This is a genomic window from Pseudomonas citronellolis (assembly GCF_029335315.1).
Classification (GTDB): Bacteria; Pseudomonadota; Gammaproteobacteria; order Pseudomonadales; family Pseudomonadaceae; genus Pseudomonas; species Pseudomonas citronellolis_A.
Genome location: NZ_JARJLT010000028.1, coordinates 38,075 through 56,361, shown reverse-complemented (window position 1 = coordinate 56,361; position 18,287 = coordinate 38,075). Strand labels below are relative to the sequence as shown.

Genomic DNA, 18,287 nt, shown 5'->3' with positions numbered 1-18,287 from the left:
CCGCCGGCCCGAGCACCGGAGTTGACGGCAACGGCGGATAACGCCGTAGGCGTTATGCGCCCTACGATCCAGAGGAACATCCGAGGCCAGGTTCGCGAGCAAGCTCGCTCCTACGAAGAGCGGGCGTCAGAAGAACGGCCGCGACGCCTTGAAGGTCACCGCGCCATCGCAATAGGTGTTGTGCCCGGAATAGGCACTGCAGTCCGTCCCGCTCAGGCTGCTGCCGCTATAGGACAGGTTCAGGTCGATGCCCAGCCAGGGCCGGCTGACGTTCACCGACCAGTCGTTGAAACCGCTGACGTTGCCGCCGCCGGCCACTCCCACCGGGTTGGCCAGGCTGTAGCTGGCGTACTTCAGGGTCAGGTCGAAGCCCAGCGGCGGGGTCAGGCCGAGGTCGGCGAACAGCGTCGCGCTGCTGCGCCCGGCGCTGTTGCTGTAGGCCGCGCCGAGGCGGCTGCCGAAGATCGACAGGCCGCCGTAGAGGTCCTGGGTGTCCAGGTCCGGCCGTTCCGGGTGCACGTAGCGGATGCTGCCCAGCTCGTAGCCGAGGCCGTCGCGGCCCAGCGGCTGCTTGAAGCCGGCGTAGGAATCGACCTCGGTGGGTTTGTCCGGTTCGAGGTTGGCCGCCCAGCCGCCGAGGTACCAGCCGCTCTCATGGCTGATGTCGAGGCCGCCGTGCAGGCTGTCGCCGCCGCCCGGCTTGACCAGGCCCTGGGCCATGCTGCGGGTCGGCGCGGTGGCGAACCGCAGGTCGAAGTCACCCAGTTCGCGCTGCATCACCTGGGCGTTGGCGCTCAGGCTCGCGCAGAATGCCGCCCCCAGCAGCAGACGATGGACGTTCATGATTCCCCCCTAGGATTGAGTACAGCTCCCTGACAAGATGCGGCCCCTTCCCGCATGTCCTACAGGGTAAGACCATTCGCCGGCTATTTCATGACCGGCGGTCCATTCGCCGGCCGATCGCCGTTCGCCGGTTCCTTCGCCATGGCGAGGTTGCCGGGGCGCGATCCAACTGCTAAATCTTCCCAACCATGCGCAGTCCATTCAGCAGGGAGGCCACCATGGCCATCACATCCGTTCCTTCGGCCGACGGGCAGGAGCTGACCATCGTCGTCCAGGGCCGTTTCGATTTCGGTGCGCACCAGGAATTCCGCGACGCCTACGAGCGCGTCGAGATCACCCCGCAGCGCTACGTCATCGACCTCAAGGGTGCCACCTACCTGGACAGCTCGGCGCTGGGCATGCTCCTGCTGCTGCGCGACCACGCCGGCGGCGAACACGCGCAGGTGAGCCTGGTGCACTGCACCCCGGACGTGCGCAAGATCCTCTCCATCTCGAACTTCGAACAACTGTTCCGCATCAGCTGAGACGCGGCCCGGCATGGCCAGCTTCCTCACCATCCTGATCGCCGACGACAACGCCGCCGACCGCCTGCTGCTGTCCACCATCGTCAGCCGCCAGGGCCATCGCGTGCTGACCGCCGCCAACGGCCTGGAGGCGCTGGCGCTGTTCGAGCAGGAGCGCCCGCAGCTGGTATTGATGGACGCCCTGATGCCGGTGATGGACGGCTTCGAGGCGGCCCGGCGGATTCGCCGCCAGGCCGGCGAGGAACTGGTGCCGATCATCTTCCTCACCTCGCTGAGCGAGACCGAGGCCCTGGTGCAGAGCCTGGAGGCCGGTGGCGACGACTTCCTCTCCAAGCCCTACAACCGGGTCATCCTCGAAGCCAAGATCCGCGCCATGGGCCGCCTGCACCACCTGCAGCGCGAGGTGCTGGAGCAGCGCGACCTGATCGCCCGGCACAACGAACACCTGCTCAACGAACAGCGCGTGGCCAAGGCGGTGTTCGACAAGGTGGCCCACTCCGGCTGCCTCAACGCGCCGAACGTGCGCTACCTGCAATCGCCCTTCGCGCTGTTCAACGGCGACCTGCTGCTGGCCGCGTACAAGCCCTCCGGCGGCATGCACGTGCTGCTCGGCGACTTCACCGGCCACGGCCTGCCGGCGGCGATCGGCGCCATGCCGCTGGCCGAGGTGTTCTACGGCATGACCGCCAAGGGCTACCCGATCGGCGACATCCTCCGCGAGATGAACGCCAAGCTGAAACGCATCCTGCCGCTGGGGGTGTTCTGCTGCGCGACCCTGCTCAACCTGAGTTTCCAGCGCGGCCTGGTGGAGGTGTGGAACGGCGGCCTGCCCGACGGCTACCTGTACCGCCGGGGCGGCCCGCTGCAGCCGCTGGTGTCGCGCCACCTGCCGCTGGGCATCCTGGAGCCTTCGGCCTTCGACGAGCGCTGCGAAGTCTTCCCGATGGAGGACGGCGACCGCGTGCTGCTGTTCTCCGACGGCGTGCTGGAGGCGCGCAACCCGCAAGGCGAGATGTTCGGCGAGCGGCGCCTGCTGGAGGTGTTCCAGGACCAGGGCGACGGCTCGCGGCTGTTCGACGGGGTCAAGGAGGCGCTGGCGCGCTTCCGTGGCGAGGCCCAGGACGACCTGAGCATGCTGGAAGTGGCGCTGGTGCCCGATGCCAGCCTGCAACGCCCGCCGCTGGCGTTCTCCGACAGCGGCCTGAACGGCCCGCAGGACTGGTCCGGCAGCTTCGAGTTCCGCGCGCCGACCCTGCGCCACTTCAACCCGCTGCCGTTCCTCCTGCAATTGCTGATGGAGGTGCAGGACCTGCGCCCGCGCGGCGGCGCGCTCTACACGGTGCTGGCCGAGCTGTATTCCAACGCCCTGGAACACGGGGTGATGGGCCTGGACTCGCGGCTCAAGTGCGACTCCCAGGGCTTCGCCCGCTACTACGAGGAACGCCGCGCGCGCCTGGACGGCCTGCAGCACGGCTTCGTGCGCTTCCACCTCGACCTCTCGCCCCACGGCGACGGCGGCCGCCTGCTGGTGCGGGTGGAGGACAGCGGCGCCGGCTTCGACGTCAACGCCGTGCTCCAGGCCCAGGCGCACTGCACGCCGGGGGCGTTCAGCGGGCGCGGCCTGACCCTGGTGCGCAGCCTGGCCGACCGTTGCCAGTGGTCGGCCGACGGCAGGTCGGTGTCCGTGGAGTTTTTCTGGTCGGCTCAGGCATAATCCGGGGCTTCCCGCGCCGGCCCTGGCGGCGGGCGGCCTGGGAGCGAGCGAATGTCCGATGCGCATCTCGACGATGCCGTACTGAGCGCCTTGCGTGAGGTGATGGCGGAAGAGTTTCCGCTGTTGCTGGATACCTTCATCGGCGATTCCGAGGAGCGCCTGCGCAACCTCCACGAAGCCCTGGCCGAACTCGACGGGCATGGATTGCGCCACGCCGCGCACAGCTTCAAGGGCAGCTGCGGGAACATGGGCGCGCTGGCCCTGGCGGCGCTGTGCAAACGCCTGGAAGACGCCGCCCGGCAGGGCGACATGGCCAAGGCCGCCGGCCTGGTGGAACAGGTCGAGCGCGAGTTCGCCATCGTCCGCATCCTCCTGCGTCAACAACGCCTGCCGCGTGGTTGACGACCGTTCGTAGGCGACCCGGGCGACCTGGCCCGGCCCTTGCTATCTCCCCGTGACGACGCAAACCACACGGAGATCGCCGATGGCTGTCGCCCCGGACATTCTACTTTCGCCAACCCCCGCGCCGAGCCCCCGGACGACCCCGTCCAAGGCCGCGCAGGACTCGGTCGGCACCAGCAACGACAAGGGTTCCAGCTTCGCCGACGTGTATGCCCAGGAGCAGCGTCCGGCGGTCAAGGAGCGCCCGCAGACCAGCACCAAGGCCAGCCGCGACAAGCCGCGCGAGAAGGACGACGAGCCGACCAAGGACGCCGCCCAGGCGCCGGCCGACGGCAGCGACCCGCCGAAGGTTGCCGATGGCGGCAAGGACTTGCCGGCCGAGGCCAAACCGGCCGACGCCAGCGACGACGCCCCGCCGGACCCGAGCCTCGACCCGCTGCTGGCCCTCGGCCTGGGCGCGCAGTTGCCCGCCCCGGCGCTGGACACCCCGGTGCAGCTCGGCCAGGCGCAGCTCAACGCGGCCAATAGCGATGGCGACCTGCAGAAGCTCAACCAGGCCCAGGGGCTGAACCTGTTGCCGGGCGCCAGCGACGCCGACGCCAGCGCCGACGCGACCCCGCAACTGCAATTGCAGCTGAACGGCAGCGGCAAGGCCGAGGTCGACGTCAAGGCCACCGACGGCAAGGGCGAAGGCAACGCCAAGCTGGACATGGCCAGCATCCTCGCCGGCCTCACCGGTGGCCAGGACGCGCAGGCCGGCAAGACCGCCGAGGCCAGCCAGCAGGCCGCCGCCGACCTGGCCGCGCAGCTGCCGGAGAACGCCCGCGAGACCAAGGTCGAGGCGCGCAACGACAACTTCGCCCAGCGCCTGGAGTCGCTGACCCAGGCGCTCAACGGCACCCAGCAGGCGCTGACCAACCGCCCGGTCAACCCGCAGGTACCCGGCCAGGCCGTGGCCATGCAGCAGAACGGCTGGACCGACCAGGTGGTCGACCGGGTGATGTGGATGTCCAGCCAGAACCTGAAGTCCGCCGATATCCAGATGGACCCGGCCGACCTCGGGCGTCTTGAGGTGCGCATCCACATGACCAGCGACCAGACCCAGGTGACCTTCGCCAGCGCCAACGCCGGCGTCCGTGAGGCGCTGGACAGCCAGCAGCAGCGCCTGCGCGACATGCTCGGGCAGCAGGGTATGAACCAGGTCAACGTCAACGTCTCCGACCAGTCGCTGGCGCGCGGCTGGCAGGGCCAGGGCCAGCAACAGGGCAACGGCCGCGGCGCCGGGGCCAGCGGGCGCGACAGCGGCGAGGACGAGCCGACGCTCAGCGGCGTCAGCGAAATCCGCGCGCGGCCGCAGCTGGGTGGGCTGGGGATGGTGGATTACTACGCGTAGCCGATGCGCCGGGGCCGAACGGCGCATAACGCCGTAGGCGTTATGCGCCCTACGCCAGGTCTGACCAGGGCGTAGGGCGAATAACCGTTCGCGGTTATCCGCCGATACCCCCGGGGCAAATGGCGAATCCTGTACCGCCCCTCGCTCCGCTCATCGGCAGCCTGTAATATCCGCCGCGGCGGCCCGGTCTGCGGACCTGGCACAGCCCTTGCTCCTGTCCTTCAGGACAGGCATCGGACCGCGCAAGTGACGGATTTCTGGCATGGCTAAGAACGATCAGCAGACCACTCCACCCGCCGAGGGCGGCGCCGGCAAGGGCCGGCTCAAGCTCATCATCATCCTGGTCCTGGGCCTGCTGCTGGCGGTCGGGGCTTCGGTGGGCGGCACCTGGTTCTTCCTCAGCCGCGGTGCGAAGCCGGCCGAGGCGCCGGTGGCCGAAGCCAGCAGCGGCAAGAAACCGGCGCTCTACGACGTGCTGGCGCCGGCCTTCGTGGTCAACTTCAATCAGGGCGGGCGGCAGCGTTACCTGCAGGTCGCCGTGGCGCTGATGGGCCGCGACCAGGCCCAGCTCGACGCCCTGCACGAACAGATGCCGCTGGTCCGCAATCAGCTGGTGATGCTGTTTTCCAGCCAGAATTTCGATGCGCTGACCACGCCCGTGGGCAAGGAGATGCTGCGCCAGCAGGCCACCGCCAGCCTGCAGGAACTGGCGAAGAAGGCCACCGGTCAGTTGACGGTGGAACAGGTGCTTTTCACCAATTTCGTACTCCAGTAGGTAGCCGCCATGGCTGTACAAGATCTGCTCTCCCAGGACGAAATCGACGCGCTGCTGCACGGCGTCGACGACGGCCTGGTGGAAACCGAAGCCGATTCCGATCCTACGGCGGTCAAGTCCTATGACCTGACCAGCCAGGACCGCATCGTCCGCGGGCGCATGCCGACCCTGGAAATGATCAACGAGCGCTTCGCCCGCTACACCCGCATCAGCATGTTCAACCTGCTGCGGCGCTCGGCCGACGTCGCCGTGGGCGGCGTGCAGGTGATGAAGTTCGGCGAGTACGTGCACTCGCTGTACGTGCCCACCAGCCTCAACCTGGTGAAGATGAAGCCGCTGCGCGGCACCGCGCTGTTCATCCTCGACGCCAAGCTGGTGTTCAAGCTGGTGGACAACTTCTTCGGCGGCGACGGCCGCCACGCCAAGATCGAGGGCCGCGAGTTCACCCCCACCGAGCTGCGGGTGGTGCGCATGGTCATCGAGCAGGCCTTCGTCGACCTGGCCGAGGCCTGGAACGCGGTGCTGCCGATCACCTTCGAGTACGTCAACTCGGAAGTGAACCCGGCCATGGCGAACATCGTCAGCCCCAGCGAAGTGGTGGTGGTGTCGACCTTCCACATCGAGCTGGACGGCGGTGGCGGCGACCTGCACATCACCATTCCCTACGCGATGATCGAGCCGATCCGCGAGATGCTCGACGCCGGCTTCCAGTCCGACGTCGACGACCAGGACGAGCGCTGGCTCAACGCCCTGCGCGAGGACATCCTCGACGTCAAGGTGCCGATGGACGCCACCGTGGTGCGCCGCCAGCTGCGCCTGCGCGACATCCTGCACATGCAGCCGGGCGACGTGATCCCGGTGGAGATGCCCGAGCACATGGTGATGCGCGCCAACGGCGTGCCCTCGTTCAAGGTCAAGCTGGGCTCGCACAAGGGCAACCTGGCCTTCCAGATTCTCGATCCGCTCGAGCGCCCGCGCTGAGCGAATCCACCAGAGGAACCGACAATGACAGATGAAGACAAAGTGACCCCCGAGGAGCAGGCGCTGGCCGACGAGTGGGCCGCGGCCCTGTCCGAGGCGGGCGACGCCAGCCAGGACGACATCGACGCGCTGATGGCCCAGGGCGGCGCGGCGGCCACCCCGGCGGCGCCGCGCGCGCCCATGGAAGAGTTCGGCATGACCCCGCGCGCGCCGACCATCGCCGGCCTGGAAGGGCCGAACCTGGACGTCATCCTCGACATCCCGGTGACCATCTCCATGGAGGTCGGCAACACCGACATCACCATCCGCAACCTGCTGCAGCTCAACCAGGGCTCGGTGATCGAGCTCGACCGCCTGGCCGGCGAGCCGCTGGACGTGCTGGTCAACGGCACCCTGATCGCCCACGGCGAGGTGGTGGTGGTCAACGAGAAGTTCGGCATCCGTCTGACCGACGTGATCAGCCCGAGCGAACGCATCAAGAAGCTGCGCTGATGATGGCCCGCCCGTTCGCGCTGTTCTGCGCCCTGCCACTGGCCGGGCTGCTGTCGCAGGCCTTGGCCGCCGAGGAAGAGGCCGCGCCGGTAGCGCCGGCCATCGTCCACGCCAGCGCCTCGCCCAGCCTGATCACCGGCAGCGCCGGCGCCCAGCTGCTGCAGCTGCTGTTCGGCCTGGTGCTGGTGGTGGCGCTGATCTTCCTGCTCGCCTGGCTGGTGCGCCGCGTGCAGCAGATCGGTCCGCGCAGTAACCAGGCGATCAAGCTGGTGGCCAGCCAGGCCCTGAGCCCGCGCGACCGCCTGCTGCTGGTGCAGGTCGGCGAGGAACAGATCCTCCTCGGCCTGACCCCCGGACGCATCACCCCGCTGCACGTGCTCAAGGAGCCGGTGCGCGGCGTCGAGGAGGGCGCCCAGCCGGCCGCGCCGGAATTCGCCCAGCGCCTGCTGGAACTGCTGAACAAGGACAAGGGCCGTCCGCAATGAGTCCGAGCGTCATCCCGCAGGCCCTGCGCCGTTGCCTGCCGCTGCTGGCCATGCTGCTGGCGCTGCTCGCGCCCCAGGCCTTCGCCGCCGATCCGCTGCAGATCTCGGCGATCACCGTGACCACCAATCCGCAGGGCCAGCAGGAGTATTCGGTCAGCCTGCAGATCCTGCTGATCATGACGGCGCTGAGCTTCATCCCGGCGTTCGTCATGCTGATGACCAGCTTCACCCGGATCATCATCGTCTTCGCCATCCTGCGCCAGGCGCTGGGCCTGCAGACCACGCCGTCGAACCAGATTCTCACCGGCCTCGCGCTGTTCCTCACGCTGTTCGTCATGGCGCCGGTGTTCGACCGGGTCAACAGCACCGCGCTGCAGCCCTACCTGAACGAGCAGATTCCCGCGCAGGAGGCGCTGACCCGCGCCCAGGTGCCGCTGAAGGCGTTCATGCTGGGGCAGACCCGGCAATCCGACCTGGACCTGTTCGTGCGCCTGTCCAAGCGCACCGACATCGCCAGCGCCGACGCCACGCCGCTGACCATCCTGGTCCCGGCGTTCGTCACCTCGGAGCTGAAGACCGCGTTCCAGATCGGCTTCATGATCTTCATTCCGTTCCTGATCATCGACCTGGTGGTGTCCAGCGTGCTGATGGCGATGGGCATGATGATGCTGTCGCCGCTGATCATCTCGCTGCCGTTCAAGATCATGCTGTTCGTGCTGATCGACGGCTGGGCGCTGATCATCGGCACCCTGGCCGGCAGCTTCGGCACCGTTTGACGCAAGAGGAGGGCGCGCCATGACCCCTGAAGTCGCAGTCGACCTGTTCCGCCAGGCGCTCTGGCTGACCGCCATGATGGTCGCCATCCTGGTCCTGCCGAGCCTGCTGGTGGGCCTGGTGGTGGCCATGTTCCAGGCCGCCACGCAGATCAACGAGCAGACCCTGAGCTTCCTGCCGCGCATGCTGGTGGTGCTGCTCACCCTGATCACCCTGGGCCCCTGGCTGCTGCGCGAGCTGATGGAGTACACCCAGGGCCTGATCGCCAGCATCCCGACGTTGATCGGCTGATGCTCGAACTGAGCAACGCGCAGATCGGCGCCTGGATCGGCAGCTTCATGCTGCCGTTCTGCCGTATCGGCGCGCTGTTGATGACCATGCCGATCTTCAGCAACCAGATGGTGCCGGCGCGGGTGCGCCTGTACCTGAGCCTGGCCATCTGCGTGGTGCTGGTGCCGAACCTGCCGCCGATGCCGCAGGTGGACGCCCTGAGCCTGCGCGCCTGGGTGCTGGTGGCCGAGCAGATCCTGGTCGGCGCCATGCTCGGCTTCACCCTGCAGCTGATGTTCCACGTCTTCGTGGTCGCCGGGCAGTTGCTGTCGATGCAGATGGGCCTGGGCTTCGCCTCCACCGTGGACCCGGCCAACGGCATCTCGGTGCCGGTGATGGGGCAGTTCTTCAGCCTGCTGGTGACCCTGCTGTTCCTCGCCATGAACGGCCACCTGGTGGTGTTCGAGGTGATCGCGGAAAGCTTCGTCACCCTGCCGGTGGGCCAGGCGCTGTCCTCCGAACACCTCTACACCGTGGCCGGCAAGCTCGGCTGGGTGCTTGGCGCCGGGCTGCTGATCGCGCTGCCGGCGGTCACCGCGCTGCTGGTGGTGAACCTCGCCTTCGGCGCCATGACCCGCGCCGCGCCGCAACTGAACATCTTCTCCATCGGCTTCCCGCTGACCCTGGTGATGGGCTTCGTCATCGTCTGGATCGGCACCGCCGAAATCCTCTCGCAGTACCAGGACCTGGTACAGCAGGCCCTGCAGCTGCTCCGCGAACTCGTGGGAGCGCGCTGATGGCGGAAAGCGAGAGCGGTCAGGACAAGACAGAGGAACCTACAGAGAAGCGGCGCCGAGAGGCCCGCGAGAAAGGCCAGCTGCCGCGTTCCAAGGAGCTCAACACGCTCGCCGTGCTGATCGCCGGGGCCGGCGCGCTGCTGGTCTATGGCGCGCACCTGGCCGACGTGCTGATGCAGGTGATGCGCGGCAGCTTCGAACTGTCCCGCGAGACGGCGATGAACAGCGAGAGCATGTTCCAGCTGCTCGGCATCGCCGCGCGCAGCGCCGCGGAGGGGCTCTGGCCGATCCTGGTGGTGCTGCTCATCGCCTCCATCGTCGGCCCCATCGGCCTCGGCGGCTGGCTGTTCTCCGGCGAGGCGCTGGCGCCCAAGTTCAGCCGGATGAACCCGCTGGAGGGGCTCAAGCGGATGTTCTCGGCCAAGGCCGTGCTGGAGCTGTTCAAGGCCCTGATCAAGTTCGTGGTGGTGCTGGCGGTGGCCGTGCTGGTGCTGCGCTCGGACAAGGACGCGCTGCTGGCGTTGCTGCACCAGCCGTTGCAGACGGCCATCGTGGAGAGCGTCAAGGTGGTGGGCTGGAGCGCCTTCTGGATGGCCTGCAGCCTGTTCCTGATCGCCGCGGTGGACGTGCCCTACCAGCTCTGGGACAACCGCCAGAAGCTGCTGATGACCAAGCAGGAAGTGCGCGACGAGTACAAGGACTCCGAGGGCAAGCCCGAGGTCAAGGCCAAGGTCCGCCGCCTGCAGCGGGAAATGGCGCAGCGGCGGATGATGCAGGCGGTGCCCGACGCCGACGTGGTCATCACCAACCCGACCCACTTCGCCGTGGCGCTGAAGTACGACGCCGCCGCCGGCGGTGCGCCCAAGCTGCTGGCCAAGGGCAACGACTTCCTCGCCCTGAAGATCCGCGAGGTGGCCCAGGAGCACAAGGTGACGGTGCTGGAGTCGCCGGCGCTGGCGCGGGCGGTCTACTACTCCACCGAGCTGGACCAGGAAATCCCCGCCGGGCTGTACCTGGCGGTGGCCCAGGTGCTGGCCTACGTCTACCAGCTCAAGCAGTTCCGCGCCGGCAAGGGCAAGCGCCCGGGGCCGATGCCGAACGTGCCGATCCCGCCGGACCTGCGCCGCGACGAGTAGCCCTCCACACCCCCGTAGGAGCGGGCCATGCCCGCGATTCGCGCGCATGGCGCGCTCCTACCGTCCGCTCCTATCCAGCGCCTTCGTGCGGCGCGCGCCATTCCCCACTACCAGAACTTCACCGTGTAGTTGGCGATCAGGCGGTTCTCGTCCATGTCCGCCCCATGGCTGCTGCGCACCGTGACGTTGCGCCAACGCAGCGACAACCCCTTCAGCGCCCCGTCCTGCAGGGTGTAGGCGAGGTCGCTGTCGCGCTCGTACTCGTGGCCGTCCGCGCGGCCGGCGCCGCGGTCGATGTCGGTGCCCTTGGCGTAGCGGGTCATGAAGCTCAGGCCGGGCACGCCGAGGGCCGCGAAGTCATAGTCGTAGCGCAGCTGCCAGGACTTCTCGCCCGGCTGGGTGAAGGTCTGGATGGTCATCAGGTTGTGCGAGTAGGGCGGGGTGTAGCCGTTGAGGGTGGGGAAGCCGTCGTCGCCGAGCATCTTCTGGTAGGCCACGCCGACGGCATGGGCGCCGGCGCGCAGGGTGAACATCAGGCTCAGGTTGCGGTTGTCCACCGGGCCGGAGATGGCCTTGCCGTCGGCGTCGCTGTCGAAGTAGCGCAGGTCGCTGCGCAGCGACAGGCCCTCGGCCAGCGGCAAGGTGTGCAGCAGGCCGTAGTAGTGCTGCTGGTAGATGTCCTTCAGCTCGCCGTAGTAGTAGCTGGCGCTCAGGTTCGGGGTGAAGGCGTAGCTGGCGCCGGCGAGGTTGAACTCGTCGCTGGCGAAGGCCTTGCTGCGGCCCATGATGTACATGTCGTCGTTGCCCGACGACTCGCGCGTGCGGGACTTCCACAGCTGGCCGGCGGTGAGCGTCAGCCTGTCGATCTCGTTGGAGGTCAGCAGCGCGCCGTCGAAGGTCTGCGGCAGCAGCCGCACGTCGTCGCGGAACACCACCGGCAGCTGCGGTTCCAGCAGGCCGATGTGCAGCTGCGTCTTCGAGTAGCGCAGCTTGGCGGTCAGCCCGGCGTGGCTGAAGTCGTCCGCCGGCTCGCGCGAGTTCGGCCCGAAGGGCAGGGTGCCGTCGCCGCTGCGCCCGCGCCCGGAATCCAGCTTCACGCCGAGCAGCCCGGTGGCGTCGAGGCCGAAGCCGATCGGCCCCTCGGTAAAACCCGATTGCAGGCGCAGGACGAAGGCCTGGGACCAGTTCCCGGCTTGCGACTGCGTGGCGTTGTCCTGGCGGTAGTCGCGCAGCTGGTAGAAGTTGCGCAGGTCGAGGCGGGCGCCGCTGTCATCGATGAAACCGGCCTCGCAGGCCAGCGGCAGGAGGCCGCCGGCGAGCAGCCAGCAGCGGGGTGAGAGACGCTTTCGAGGTTGTTTGGCGGACATGCTGGTTCCCCTTTGTTGTTCTTGTTCTGCGCCCTCGTCGGGGCGTGAGGGAGGGGTTTTATCACATGATTAACTTATTAACTATATGTGGGTGTAGCTGGGACTTGTCCTACCTGGCTCACAGGCTTTTCCGCAAGCGATGTGTCTATTGGGCGGCCCTGCTGGCCAAGCTCACGGCGTCTGGATTTCCGTAATTTCGTTAACATATTGATACAAAGCCTCGGGCGTGAATGCCGGGATGGCCCTCGGCGAAATATCGTTAAAGTGTTAACTATGTGCCTCGCCCCGCCGCGCCCGACCATCGCCTGGCGCCGGCCCACAACAAGAACGACAACGAGGTACGCCCATGTACAGACCCTCCCTCCTGGCCCTGCTGCTGGCCTGTGGCAGCCTGGCTCCCGCCACCGCGGCGGAGCGCGTCACGCTGAAGATCGCGCACTTCCTGCCGGCCAGCTCCAACGCCCAGCAGCACGTCATCCAGCCCTGGTGCGAGACCCTGGCGCGCGAGTCGGAGCAGCGCATCCAGTGCCAGATCTACCCTTCGATGCAGCTCGGCGGCACCCCGGCGCAATTGCCCGACCAGGTGCGCAACGGCGTGGTGGATATCGTCTGGACCGCGCCGGGCTATTCGCCGGGGCGCTTCCCGCGCAGCGAGGCGGTGGAGTTGCCGTTCATGCTGCCGGCCAATGGCGTGCAGGCCTCGAGCATCGTCTGGCAGTTCTACCGCCAGGCCCTGCAGGACGACTACAAGGGCTACCGGGTGCTGGCCCTGCACAGCGACGGCGGCATGCAGCTGCACACCACCGGCAAGGCCGTGGGTGAGCCGGAGGACTTCAAGGGCCTGAAGCTGCGCGCCTCGTCGCGGATGAGCGCGCGCCTGGTCGCCGGCCTCGGCGCCGCACCGGTGAGCATGCCGGCGGCGCAGCTCACCGAATCTCTGTCCAAGGGCGTGATCGACGGCGCGCTGGCCAGCTGGGAGCTGATTCCGGCGCTCAAGCTCGACGAGGTCACCCGCCGCCACACCGACGTGCCCGAGGGCCGGCCGACCTTCTCCATCACTCTGCTCGGCATGCTGATGAACCCGCGCAGCTACGAGCGCCTGCCCGACGACCTCAAGGCGATCCTCGACCGCAACAGCGGCGACGCCCTGGTGCGGCGCTTCGGCGAGGCTTGGGACGCCGAGTTGCGCCGCGCCCGCGAGAGGGTTCCCGCCGACAGCGTCGCCAACTTCGCGCCGCCGGCCTACCAGCGCCTGCGTGAGACCGGCGAGCGGGTCAGCGCCGAGTGGGTGGCCGACGCCGAGCGCAAGGGCCTGCCCGGCGCCGAGCTGGCCCGGCAGCTGCGCGAGCTGTCGCAGGCCAACGGCGTGCAGATGTAGGAGCGACGGACATGAGCGATCTGTTGCCCCTGGAAGACGCCGGGGCCGCGCGCCCCATGGGCCCGCCGTTGCGCCTGCTGGACGCCCTGGCGCTGGGCTTCGCCTACCTCGGCGGCGCGCTGCTGCTGGCGCTGGTGGGGATGTCGCTGGTCTCCATCGTCGGCCGCAAGCTGTGGTCGGCGCCGATCACCGGCGACATGGAACTGCTGGAAATGGGCGCGGCGGTGGCCATCGCGGCCTTCCTGCCGCTGTGCGAAATCCGTAACAACCACATCCGCGTGGAGATGTTTTCCAACTGGATGCCGCTGGCCGCGCGCCGCGCCCTCGACGCCCTGGCGCACCTGCTGTTCGCCCTGGTCGCCGGGGTGCTCGCCTGGCGCACCGCGCTGCAGGCGCTGGAGGCCCACGCCAACCAGGACAGCAGCACCCTGCTGGCGCTGCCGCACTGGATTCCCCTGGCCCTGGTGGTGCCGAGCCTGGCGCTGCTGGGCCTGTGCGCGCTGTGCCGGAGCCTGCTGGCGCTGGTCGAAGAAGGAGCCGGACGATGAGCGGAATGGCCCTGGGCCTGTGGATGTTCGCCGGCCTGCTGGCGTTGCTGGTGCTGCGCGTGCAGGTGGGCGTGGCGATGTTCCTCGGCGGCGCGGCGTGCTTCCTGGTGGTCAACCGGGGCGAGCTCGACGCGCTGCTCTACACCCTCAACAACCTGGCCTACGCGCGGCTGTCCAACTACGACCTGGCGGTGATCCCGCTGTTCGTCCTGATGGGCCAGTTCGCCACCCACGGCGGCCTGTCGCGCACGCTGTTCCGCTGCGCCGCGGCCTTCATCGGCCACTGGCGCGGCGGCCTGGCGCTGTCGGCGGTGGGCGCCTGCGCCGGCTTCGGGGCGATCTGTGGCTCGTCCCTGGCCACCGCCGCGACCATGGGCCAGGTGGCCCTGCCGGAGCTGGCCCGGCACAAATACTCCGGGCGCCTGGCCACCGGCGCGGTGGCCGCCGGCGGCACCCTGGGCATCCTCATCCCGCCGTCGGTGCCGCTGATCATCTACGCGGTGCTGACCCAGGAATCCATCGCCAAGCTGTTCGTCGCCGCCATGCTGCCGGCGCTGGTGGCGGTGCTCGGCTACCTGCTGGTGATTCGCATCCAGGTCGCCCGCGACCCGCACGCCTGCCAGCCGGCGCCGAAGGCCAGCGGCCGCGAGCGCCTGGCGGCGCTGCTGCAGGTGCTACCGATCCTGGCGATTTTCCTGGTGGTGATCGTCGGCATCTACGGCGGCTGGGCCAACCCCACCGAGGCGGCGTCGATCGGCGCGGCGGCCTGCGGGCTGATGGCGGTGTGCAAGGGCGGCATGCGCTGGGACGGCCTGGGCAAGAGCCTGAGCGGCACCGCCGAGGCCAGCGCGATGATCTTCCTGGTGCTGCTCGGCGCCGACCTGCTCAACTCCGGCCTGGCCCTGACGCAGATGCCGGTGGAGCTGGCCAGCTGGGTTCGCGACAGCGGCCTGGCGCCGTTGCTGGTGCTGGCGGCGATCCTGCTGATATACCTGCTGCTGGGCTGCGTGATGGACTCGCTGGCGATGATCCTGCTGACCATCCCGATCTTCTACCCGATGATCATGGGCCTGGAGTTCTACGGCCTGAGCGAAGGGGAGAAGTCGATCTGGTTCGGCATCCTGGCGCTGATGGTGGTAGAGATCGGCCTGATCCACCCGCCGCTGGGGATGAACCTGTTCATCGTCAACAAGCTGGCCAAGGACGTGCCGTACCTGGAAACCGCCAAGGGCGTGCTGCCGTTCCTGGCCTCGGACCTGTTGCGGATCGTGTTGCTGGTGCTGGTGCCGGGGGTGTCGCTGTGCTTGCTGAGCCTCTGAGCTTGGCCTCTCACCCCGTCCTTCCATGTGTCATCCCCGCGAACGCGGGGACCCAGCGACTTCTCGTTTTGGGCTTGGTGTAGCGCGCCGCTTATGAGTGCTCGGATGTTTCTTGTTTCGCCCCCTCGGGCGAGTCACTTTTGCAAACGCCGGAAGGCCGGCCCCGCAAAAAGTAACCAAAACGCTTGCCCCGGCATCCGGGCCCGGCAAGCCGGGCTTCCCTCGCGAACTCCCCCGCCACGGAGGCACGAACTAGGCGTCCCCCCCACGACTGTACGTCCCTGTACAGATCGGGGCTCGCGCGACATCCATTTCGCCCGACCTCCTGAGCGGGGGGTTCGCTCGGCCTCCTGAACGGGGCGCTCGGCGTGCTCGGCTGTTCCTCTGGAAACCCGTAGGGCGCATAACGCCTAAGGCGTTATCCGCCGTCAGCTCCGGCGCTCGGGCCAACGGCGGATAACCGCGAACGGTTATCCGCCCTACGCTCCTACGGTTCCAGGAAGCACGGGCGTAGGAGCGGACTCCGTCCGCGATTGGGCTCATCGGCCGAACCACAGCCTCCGATGGCGATCAATAGGTGATGCACACCGACTTGCCCTCGGTGAATCCCTCGATCGCCGCCCGCCCGAACTCTGTAAGCGCGCGACGGTTTTGGCACCGCCTAGCGCAACATTTGGCATTGCCTGCCGGCGTTACTAGCCTCAGTCCTTCGCGGCGTGATTGGCATAGAGCCGGCCCGCCAAGTGGCGTTCAGGCTTACCTGGATCATGGAGCGATGTATCGGATGATCACAACGCCGCTCCCGCCAGCACCTCCGGCAAACGCCGCAGAGCCGGAGCCACCACCACCGCCACCGGTGTTGGCTACACCAGGCGCACCGGCGGCAGGCTGAACACCAGTGGAGTCTTTGCCGGCGCCGTCACCCTTGCCACCGCCCCCCCTGCCTCCGGCGCCGCCGCCATCCACCGCGAGGGTGCTGTAGCCACCACCACCACCACCACCCCCGAACCAGCCAGCAACGCCGTACGCCGAAAAGGCCGGGAAGAAGAGCCCAGCGCCGCCAGCGCCAGCATTCCCTTGATAGTCTGCAGAGGGATTTGAGGGGATACATTGACTGCCTGGTGAGCCCGCGCCGCCACCGCCACCGCCAAGATTCGCAACGCTGGTAGTGGCGGCGGCACCTCCGTTGTTGCCCTGACCTGCAGCTCCGAGGCCGCCGGCAGTACCGAGCCCGGCCGTCGAACCGCCGCCACTACCACCCGATGCACCGCTGACGTTTGAAGTACGGCCACCACCACCACCACCGCCGAGCGCAGTGAACCCGCCAAACGAACTGTCCCCGCCGGTTCCGCCCCGAATGCCGTTAGTTCCGCCAACTGCCCCCACTCCGACGACCACAGCCATAGCCGCTCCAGGGGTAACACTGATGCTGGTGAAAATGACACCACCAGCGCCGCCACCACCACCTTGGCGCGATCCACCGCCACCGCCGCCGGCGACGATAAGCGCGTCAACCATCGCCACCCCGGCAGGTACTGTGAAAGTGCCGCCGGCCAGGAATGCCTGATACGTGTAGTTCGGCGCCCCGTAAGTCATCATCAGCCGCTGATGCACGTTCATGACAGGCCGACCCCGCTGATCTTCCAGACCGTCGAACTCTCCTTCACTACGGTGGCCATGCCCGACGGCGACAGGGTGCGTGTGCCGGTAGTTCCGGCGCCGGCCAGGTACATGGTGTCGCTGTTGATCGCGATACTCACTACGCCGGCACCTGTTTGGTTGGAGAACGTGAAACAGGTTCCAACAGGGAAGGCAACTGCAGCGTTTGCCGGAATCGTGAAGGTTCGCGCAGTAGCGTCAGCACTGGGGTGAAGGACACCGATATTGGCGTCCGCCAGGACTAGGGTGTAGTCGGCGCTCTTGCTAGCCCAAGAAATGCCACCAGAAAGGCCATCGAGCTTGGTCTTGTCCGTCGCCGACATGAACCCCGCTAAGCTGGTGGTGGCCACCGCGTGGGTACTACCGCCTGCACCGACGTGGTCGCTCAGTTGCTTTTGCAGCTTGCCCAGGGCCGACAGCACGGTATCCGCCGCCGTGATCGCTGCGCTTACCGTGAGGTCCAGGCCTGCCAGCACCACAGCTCGCACGCGCGCGACGGTGAAGTAGAGGTTGGTCGAACCCTCGGCCACTGCATCGGTGCTGCCCGGCGATGGGCTGATCTCGATATACGACGACCCACCCCAGCGCCACGTCTTGTTGTTGTCCAGGGTGACGTAGATTTTCCCGCTCTCACCAGTTGCGGGCAGGGCTGCAGCGCTCGCCGCCTCGATGACGTCGTCGACGAAGGACGGCAACTGCACCGCCGGAACCTTGCCGGCCCCGTCCAGGGTTGCCAAACCGCCGGCCACTCCCACCGCCGCCGACGCCACGGCCCCAACGTCCGCCGCCGTGGGCATGGGGTGCTTGTGGTCCTCGCGCGACGCGTTGCCGCTGCTGCCTGCGCTGGCCGAGCCGAGCGCTTGTGGGATCGCCGATCCGACCGGCGCGCCAGCGGGGAGCACGCCGGCATCATGGGTCGTCTCGTCGTCGTATGTGATGATCAAGTGGCGGTCGCCGTCGACATCCATGCTGGCAATGCCGCGCCCGTCCGCGCCAGGCGCCCCCGGTTCTCCATCGACCCCATCCGCGCCATCGGCGCCCCGCAGGTCGTCGATGAAGTCCGCTTCGCTGCCCGTGTTGCCCTGGGCGAGCCAGGATTGATAGGCCGACTTTCCTTCCGGTCCCTCCTCGCCGAACAGCGACAGGATGCCGGACGTGACGCCTGCATAGACATATGTGTCTGCCGGCCAGTCCTGGGCGGTCGTGCCTTCCTCCCCGCGCGCCAGCCCCTCGGCGGTGATGGTGACGACCTCCACCAGGGTCTGCTGCAGAGGGTCTAGCGTGGCGACAAGGGTCAGCGTGTAGACCCCGTCGCCGCTCAGGTCCAGGCGATCAAGCAGCGCCTGGGCAACCGGCAGCTCGGCGCCGCCGGCAAGGAGCGGGCCGGTCAGCTTGCCGATCCAGTTGTTGATGTAGCGTTGGGTTGCCAT

Annotated in this window: 19 protein-coding genes; 15 read left to right on the top strand and 4 right to left on the bottom strand. The window is 67.9% G+C overall.

The window, feature by feature from the left end:
- Nucleotides 1-126: 126 nt before the first annotated feature.
- Nucleotides 127-843, bottom strand: a complete 717-nt coding sequence (locus P3W75_RS02220) for a TorF family putative porin (protein WP_276225737.1) — start codon at nucleotides 841-843, stop codon at nucleotides 127-129.
- A gap of 218 nt (nucleotides 844-1,061) precedes the next feature.
- Here P3W75_RS02220 and P3W75_RS02215 point away from each other — a divergent pair, with 218 nt between their 5' ends.
- The 12 genes from P3W75_RS02215 to flhB all read left to right on the top strand — a co-directional run bounded on the left by P3W75_RS02215 (nucleotide 1,062) and on the right by flhB (nucleotide 10,586).
- On the top strand, nucleotides 1,062-1,367 hold the full coding sequence (locus tag P3W75_RS02215; protein WP_276225736.1) for an STAS domain-containing protein: 306 nt from the start codon (nucleotides 1,062-1,064) through the stop codon (nucleotides 1,365-1,367).
- A 13-nt stretch (nucleotides 1,368-1,380) separates the two neighbouring features.
- Nucleotides 1,381-3,081: an ATP-binding SpoIIE family protein phosphatase gene (locus tag P3W75_RS02210; RefSeq protein ID WP_276225735.1), complete on the top strand. Its 1,701-nt coding sequence runs from the start codon at nucleotides 1,381-1,383 to the stop codon at nucleotides 3,079-3,081.
- A 51-nt stretch (nucleotides 3,082-3,132) separates the two neighbouring features.
- On the top strand, nucleotides 3,133-3,483 hold the full coding sequence (locus tag P3W75_RS02205) for an Hpt domain-containing protein (RefSeq protein ID WP_276225734.1): 351 nt from the start codon (nucleotides 3,133-3,135) through the stop codon (nucleotides 3,481-3,483).
- An 82-nt stretch (nucleotides 3,484-3,565) separates the two neighbouring features.
- Complete coding sequence (locus P3W75_RS02200) at nucleotides 3,566-4,876, top strand: flagellar hook-length control protein FliK (protein WP_276225733.1); 1,311 nt, start codon at nucleotides 3,566-3,568, stop codon at nucleotides 4,874-4,876.
- A gap of 262 nt (nucleotides 4,877-5,138) precedes the next feature.
- Nucleotides 5,139-5,651: a flagellar basal body-associated protein FliL gene (gene fliL / locus P3W75_RS02195; RefSeq protein WP_276225732.1), complete on the top strand. Its 513-nt coding sequence runs from the start codon at nucleotides 5,139-5,141 to the stop codon at nucleotides 5,649-5,651.
- A 9-nt stretch (nucleotides 5,652-5,660) separates the two neighbouring features.
- On the top strand, nucleotides 5,661-6,632 hold the full coding sequence (fliM, locus tag P3W75_RS02190) for a flagellar motor switch protein FliM (protein ID WP_276225731.1): 972 nt from the start codon (nucleotides 5,661-5,663) through the stop codon (nucleotides 6,630-6,632).
- Nucleotides 6,633-6,656: 24 nt separating this feature from the next.
- Nucleotides 6,657-7,124 carry a flagellar motor switch protein FliN gene (fliN, locus tag P3W75_RS02185; protein WP_276225730.1) on the top strand — a complete coding sequence of 156 codons (468 nt, stop codon included), beginning with the start codon at nucleotides 6,657-6,659 and terminating at the stop codon, nucleotides 7,122-7,124.
- Between the two features lie 2 nt (nucleotides 7,125-7,126).
- The gene (gene fliO, locus P3W75_RS02180) at nucleotides 7,127-7,609 is read left to right on the top strand and encodes a flagellar biosynthetic protein FliO (protein ID WP_276225738.1); all 483 of its coding nucleotides are present in this window, start codon (nucleotides 7,127-7,129) and stop codon (nucleotides 7,607-7,609) included.
- The gene (gene fliP, locus P3W75_RS02175; RefSeq protein WP_276225729.1) at nucleotides 7,606-8,385 is read left to right on the top strand and encodes a flagellar type III secretion system pore protein FliP; all 780 of its coding nucleotides are present in this window, start codon (nucleotides 7,606-7,608) and stop codon (nucleotides 8,383-8,385) included. The genes fliO and fliP overlap by 4 nt, the downstream gene beginning before the upstream one ends.
- A gap of 19 nt (nucleotides 8,386-8,404) precedes the next feature.
- Nucleotides 8,405-8,674, top strand: a complete 270-nt coding sequence (fliQ, locus tag P3W75_RS02170; RefSeq protein WP_276225728.1) for a flagellar biosynthesis protein FliQ — start codon at nucleotides 8,405-8,407, stop codon at nucleotides 8,672-8,674.
- Nucleotides 8,674-9,450 carry a flagellar biosynthetic protein FliR gene (fliR, locus tag P3W75_RS02165; RefSeq protein WP_276225727.1) on the top strand — a complete coding sequence of 259 codons (777 nt, stop codon included), beginning with the start codon at nucleotides 8,674-8,676 and terminating at the stop codon, nucleotides 9,448-9,450. Before fliQ ends, fliR begins: the two co-directional genes overlap by 1 nt.
- Nucleotides 9,450-10,586 (top strand): flagellar biosynthesis protein FlhB, encoded by a 1,137-nt coding sequence (gene flhB / locus P3W75_RS02160; RefSeq protein ID WP_276225726.1) that lies wholly within the window; start codon nucleotides 9,450-9,452, stop codon nucleotides 10,584-10,586. The genes fliR and flhB overlap by 1 nt, the downstream gene beginning before the upstream one ends.
- 107 nt (nucleotides 10,587-10,693) lie before the next feature.
- Here flhB and P3W75_RS02155 read toward each other — a convergent pair whose 3' ends face one another.
- Nucleotides 10,694-11,953, bottom strand: coding sequence for an OprD family porin (locus P3W75_RS02155; protein ID WP_276225725.1), 1,260 nt, complete (start codon nucleotides 11,951-11,953; stop codon nucleotides 10,694-10,696).
- A gap of 346 nt (nucleotides 11,954-12,299) precedes the next feature.
- Here P3W75_RS02155 and P3W75_RS02150 point away from each other — a divergent pair, with 346 nt between their 5' ends.
- From P3W75_RS02150 to P3W75_RS02140, 3 genes are read left to right on the top strand one after another with little or no spacing between them, the layout of a single operon-like run.
- On the top strand, nucleotides 12,300-13,331 hold the full coding sequence (locus P3W75_RS02150) for a TRAP transporter substrate-binding protein (RefSeq protein WP_276225724.1): 1,032 nt from the start codon (nucleotides 12,300-12,302) through the stop codon (nucleotides 13,329-13,331).
- 11 nt (nucleotides 13,332-13,342) lie between these two features.
- The gene (locus tag P3W75_RS02145; protein ID WP_276225723.1) at nucleotides 13,343-13,879 is read left to right on the top strand and encodes a TRAP transporter small permease; all 537 of its coding nucleotides are present in this window, start codon (nucleotides 13,343-13,345) and stop codon (nucleotides 13,877-13,879) included.
- Complete coding sequence (locus tag P3W75_RS02140) at nucleotides 13,876-15,198, top strand: TRAP transporter large permease (RefSeq protein WP_276225722.1); 1,323 nt, start codon at nucleotides 13,876-13,878, stop codon at nucleotides 15,196-15,198. The genes P3W75_RS02145 and P3W75_RS02140 overlap by 4 nt, the downstream gene beginning before the upstream one ends.
- Before the next feature lie 765 nt (nucleotides 15,199-15,963).
- On the opposite strand, the gene P3W75_RS02135 is transcribed toward P3W75_RS02140, so the two are convergent.
- Both P3W75_RS02135 and P3W75_RS02130 read right to left on the bottom strand, forming a co-directional pair.
- Nucleotides 15,964-16,716, bottom strand: coding sequence for a glycine-rich domain-containing protein (locus tag P3W75_RS02135; RefSeq protein WP_430765328.1), 753 nt, complete (start codon nucleotides 16,714-16,716; stop codon nucleotides 15,964-15,966).
- 98 nt (nucleotides 16,717-16,814) lie between these two features.
- A complete protein-coding gene (locus P3W75_RS02130; protein WP_276225720.1) occupies nucleotides 16,815-18,287 on the bottom strand; it encodes a hypothetical protein in 1,473 nt (490 codons plus the stop codon).